The 4,359-nt window shown below is 67.8% G+C and carries 4 protein-coding genes and 1 riboswitch; all 4 genes read right to left on the bottom strand.

Annotated elements, in window-relative coordinates; genetic code table 11:
• Positions 1-12: 12 nt before the first annotated feature.
• A complete protein-coding gene (gene ahcY / locus G3N96_RS37650) occupies positions 13-1,431 on the bottom strand; it encodes an adenosylhomocysteinase (RefSeq protein ID WP_124584456.1) in 1,419 nt (472 codons plus the stop codon).
• Between the two features lie 32 nt (positions 1,432-1,463).
• A riboswitch (S-adenosyl-L-homocysteine riboswitch) is annotated at positions 1,464-1,579 on the bottom strand.
• A gap of 93 nt (positions 1,580-1,672) precedes the next feature.
• Entirely contained in the window at positions 1,673-2,407 is a 735-nt protein-coding gene (locus G3N96_RS37645) for an RNA polymerase sigma factor FliA (protein WP_006484033.1), read from the bottom strand.
• A 22-nt stretch (positions 2,408-2,429) separates the two neighbouring features.
• On the bottom strand, positions 2,430-3,248 hold the full coding sequence (locus tag G3N96_RS37640) for a MinD/ParA family protein (RefSeq protein ID WP_206140378.1): 819 nt from the start codon (positions 3,246-3,248) through the stop codon (positions 2,430-2,432).
• A partial coding sequence (gene flhF, locus G3N96_RS37635; protein WP_206140377.1) for a flagellar biosynthesis protein FlhF occupies positions 3,241-4,359 on the bottom strand: 1,119 nt, incomplete at its 5' end. The genes flhF and G3N96_RS37640, both read right to left, overlap by 8 nt.

Below are 4,359 nucleotides of genomic sequence, written 5' to 3'. Positions count from 1 at the left end.
CGGCGCAGCGGATCAGTAGCGGTAGTGGTTCGGCTTGAACGGGCCGTCCTTCTGCACGCCGATGTACGAAGCCTGCTCGTCCGACAGCACGGACAGGTTCGCGCCGATGCGCGCGAGGTGCAGGCGCGCAACCTTTTCATCGAGGTGCTTCGGCAGCACGTACACCTTGTTCTCGTACTCGTTGCCGCGCACGAACAGCTCGATCTGCGCGAGCGTCTGGTTCGCGAACGAGTTCGACATCACGAACGACGGGTGGCCGGTCGCGCAGCCGAGGTTCACGAGGCGGCCTTCCGCCAGCAGGATCACGCGCTTGCCGTCCGGGAAGATGATGTGGTCGACCTGCGGCTTGATGTTTTCCCACTCGTACTGGCGGGTCGACGCGACGTCGATTTCCGAGTCGAAGTGACCGATGTTGCAGACGATCGCGTTGTGGCGCATCGCCTTCATGTGATCGTGGTTGATCACGTGGTAGTTGCCGGTGGCCGTCACGAAGATGTCGGCCTTGTCGGCCGCGTATTCCATCGTCACGACGCGGTAGCCTTCCATCGCCGCCTGCAGCGCGCAGATCGGATCGATTTCGGTGACCCACACGGTCGCGCCCAGGCCGCGCAGCGATTGCGCGCAGCCCTTGCCCACGTCGCCGTAGCCCGCGACGACCGCGACCTTGCCCGCGATCATCACGTCGGTCGCGCGCTTGATGCCGTCGACCAGCGATTCACGGCAGCCGTACAGGTTGTCGAACTTCGACTTGGTGACCGAATCGTTCACGTTGAATGCCGGGAACGGCAGGCGGCCGTCCTTTTCCATCTGGTACAGGCGGTGCACGCCGGTCGTGGTTTCCTCGGTCACGCCCTTGATGTGCGCGAGGCGCGTCGAGTACCAGGTCGGGTCCGCGTCGAGGTGCTGCGCGATCGACTTGTACAGTGCGACTTCTTCCTCGTTGGTCGGCTTCGCGATCACCGAACGGTCCTTCTCGGCCTTCGCGCCGAGGATCAGCAGCAGCGTTGCGTCGCCGCCGTCGTCCAGGATCATGTTCGCGAATTCGCCGTTCGGCCATTCGAAGATGCGGTGCGAGAACTCCCAGTATTCGTCGAGCGATTCGCCCTTGAACGCGAACACCGGCGTGCCGGCTTCGACGATCGCGGCAGCGGCGTGGTCCTGCGTCGAGAAGATGTTGCACGAGGCCCAGCGGACGTCCGCGCCGAGCGCCTTCAGCGTCTCGATCAGCACGCCCGTCTGGATCGTCATGTGCAGCGAACCGGCAATGCGCGCGCCCTTCAGCGGCTGCTGCGCCTTGTATTCGTCACGGATCTGCACGAGGCCCGGCATTTCGGTCTCGGCGATGTTCAGTTCCTTGCGGCCCCAGCCGGCCAGCGCCATGTCGGCGACGACGTAATCGTTGGAAGCTTTGGAATCGATAATGGCGTTCATCACGCCCTCCTTTCTAAAAAGTTTCTAGATTGGTGACGTGAGCGCCGTTCAGGAAGCGGGGCCGACGCGGTTGTGCCGCACGGCTGCTTGGTGAAGCCTTCCGAGCCTGGCGGACGCAGGGTGGTCCGTCGCAACGCTCCTCGGAAAGCGGAGAGGATTGTAGCAAATCGGCGCGCGGAATGCGCAAGCATGCACGCACCCGGCGCGCACCCGGCACGCGCGCGCGGCCGTCAGTAAAGGGTCAGGACTCCGCGCCGACCCACGCCTGTTCGCGCAGCCGTGCACGCAGGCGCGCGACGGCCTGGCTGTGCAGCTGGCACACGCGCGATTCGCTCACTTCGAGCACCGCGCCGATCTCGCGCAGATTCAGACCCCGTTCGTAGTACAGCGACATCAGCAGCTTCTCGCGCTCCGGCAGCCGCTCGATCGCCTCGACGAGCGCTTCGCGCAGGTGCTCGTCGAGCAGCGCCGACAGCGGATCGGCGTGATCGACGCGGTAGCGGTCGAGGAACGGCTCGTCGTCCGCCGCGCGGTCGAAATCCTCGTAGTAGATCAGCTGGCTGCCGTGCAGGTCCTGCAGCATCCCCTGGTATTCGTCGAGCGGCATGTTCAGGTGCTGCGCGATCTCGGTCTCGCTCGCCGAGCGGCCGAGATGCTGCTCGACCTGGTGCACCGCGTGCTCGACCTCGCGCGACGTCTTGCGCAGGCTGCGCGGCAGCCAGTCGTTGCTGCGCAGCTCGTCGAGCATCGCACCGCGGATACGCTGCGTCGCGTAGGTCTCGAACTGCGCGCCCTGGTCTTCCTTGTAGCGGCCGGCCGCGTCCATCAGGCCGATCATGCCGGCCTGGATCAGGTCGTCGAGGTCGACGCTCGCCGGCATCTTCGCGACGAGCTGCAGCCCGAGGCGTCGCACGAGCGGCGCATATTGCGCGAGCACGTCGGCCTGGGACATCTTTCCTTGAGCGTTGTACATCATGGCTCTCTCCTTGCGGTGGCGCTCACGCGGCGTGTGCCGCGCCCGCCTCATACGACGGCTTGCCGCCCGCGTGCACGGCGCGGCCCGCACCCGAACCCGGGCGCATCGGCCAGTACAGCAGGTCGGCGGCAATCTGCCGGTAGTCGCGCGCGGCGGCCGACGACGGGAACGCGTCGACCGCGGCACGCGTCAGCTCGCGCGCATGCTCGACGAGCGGATCGGCGCTCACGCAGCCCGCGTCGGCGATCGACACCGTCAGGTAGCGGCTCGCGACGCCCGCGAGGTTGTCGAACGCGACCTTCGCGTCCGCGTGGCTGCCGACGTGATTGGTCAGCACGCGGAACTGCGCGAACGCGTGCGCGAAATGCAGCCGCTTCATGTACGCATACGCCTCGGTGATCGCCTGCGCGGCGACCCGCGTGACGACCAGCACGTCGTGCGCTTCGCGGGCGAGCGCCGAGAACGAGCCGTCGGCGCCGAGCTGCGCGTCGACGAGGACGATGTCGGCCGGGCCGTCGATGAAATCGCTCAGCTGCGCGTCGGTGTAGCCGGTGCGCGCGAGCCGCGCCGCGGCGCACAGGCCGAAGCCGGCCGCGACCCGCGTGCGCTCGCCGTCGCGCAGCCACGCGCCCGCCAGCGTCGCGCTGGCCGAATGCACGTCGGCACGCTCGTCGACGACGAGCACATCCTTGCCGAGCGACGCGAGCGCCGCCGCCAGGTTCACGACGGTGGACGTGCAGCCGACCCCCGCCGGCCCGCCCGCCACCGCGACGATGCGTGACGCGCGCCCGGCCAGCAGGCGCCGCAGCCCTTCGGCCTGGTCGATGATTCGTTTATCCAAATCGCACCTCGTGAAGCTCGGCGGTGGAACGTGCGGTCAGTGCGGAAAGCAGCGTCGGCATGTCCTCGTCTTGCGGCACGAAGGGGGAGCCGTCACGCGGTACACAGAACGCGCTTTTCAGCAGGAATTTGGTCGACGCGACGTACAGGTTCTCCGGCACCTTCTGGCCGGTCGACACGTAATGGATCGGCAGCTTGTAGCGGATCACCGTGTCGAGCACGCCGCCGAGGTGGGTCGCCTCGTCGAGCTTCGTGAGGATGCAGCCGGCCAGGTCCGGATGCTCGCCCGCGCTGCGGTACGCCTGCACGACTTCGTTGAGCGTGTCGCCGTGGCTGGTCGCGTTGAGCAGCAGCAGGCGCTGCACCGGCGCGTTCGCCCCGTGCAGCATCGCGATCTGGTCGGATACCGCGCGGTCGCGCTGGCTCATGCCGATCGTGTCGATCAGCACGATGTGCTTGTTGCGCAGCTCGGACAGCGCGAGCGCGAGGTCGCCCGCATCCTTCACCGCGTGCACGGGCACGCCGAGGATCTTGCCGAAGATGCGCAGCTGCTCGTGGCCGCCGATCCGGTAGCTGTCGGTGGTCAGCAGCGCGACCTTGCTCGCGCCGAAGCGCATCACGCAGCGCGCGGCCAGCTTCGCGGTGGTGGTCGTCTTGCCGACGCCCGTCGGCCCCATCAGCGCGAACACGCCGCCGCGTTCCATCAGCGCATCTTCGCTTTCGAGCACCGGCAGGTTCGACGCGAGCACCGACTGCGCCCATTCGGCGGCCTGTTCGAAGGTCTGCGCGCCGTCGCCGGCCGGCATGTTGTCGACCAGCATCCGCACGAGCTGCGCCGAGAAGCCGGCCGCGAACAGGTGCTTCGTCAGCGCGCCATGCACGGCGCTGCGACGCTGGCGGTCGTGCCACATCAGGCTGTCGAACTGCTCCGCCATCATCCCGCGCAGTTCGCCGAGTTCCTGCATCACCGTATCGTTGACGATCCGCTCGATGCGCGACTTCACGGCGTCGGCCACCGCGGCGGCCGCGTCGGCGGACAGGCGCGTGCGCTCGGCCGCCTTCGCGGCATGCGCGGCGCTCGTGTTCGTGTCGGGCGCGCGGGTGGCGGCGGC

This window comes from Burkholderia sp. Se-20373 (genome assembly GCF_017104705.1).
Lineage (GTDB): Bacteria > Pseudomonadota > Gammaproteobacteria > Burkholderiales > Burkholderiaceae > Burkholderia.
The sequence above is the reverse complement of the archived record's forward strand: the minus strand, read 5'-3'. Positions and strand labels throughout refer to the sequence as shown.

Coding starts and splice junctions, on each gene's coding strand:
- ahcY (WP_124584456.1), bottom strand. CDS start 1,431: ATGAACGCCATTATCGATTCCAAAGCTTCCAACGATTACGTCGTCGCC.
- G3N96_RS37645 (WP_006484033.1), bottom strand. CDS start 2,407: ATGATGTACAACGCTCAAGGAAAGATGTCCCAGGCCGACGTGCTCGCG.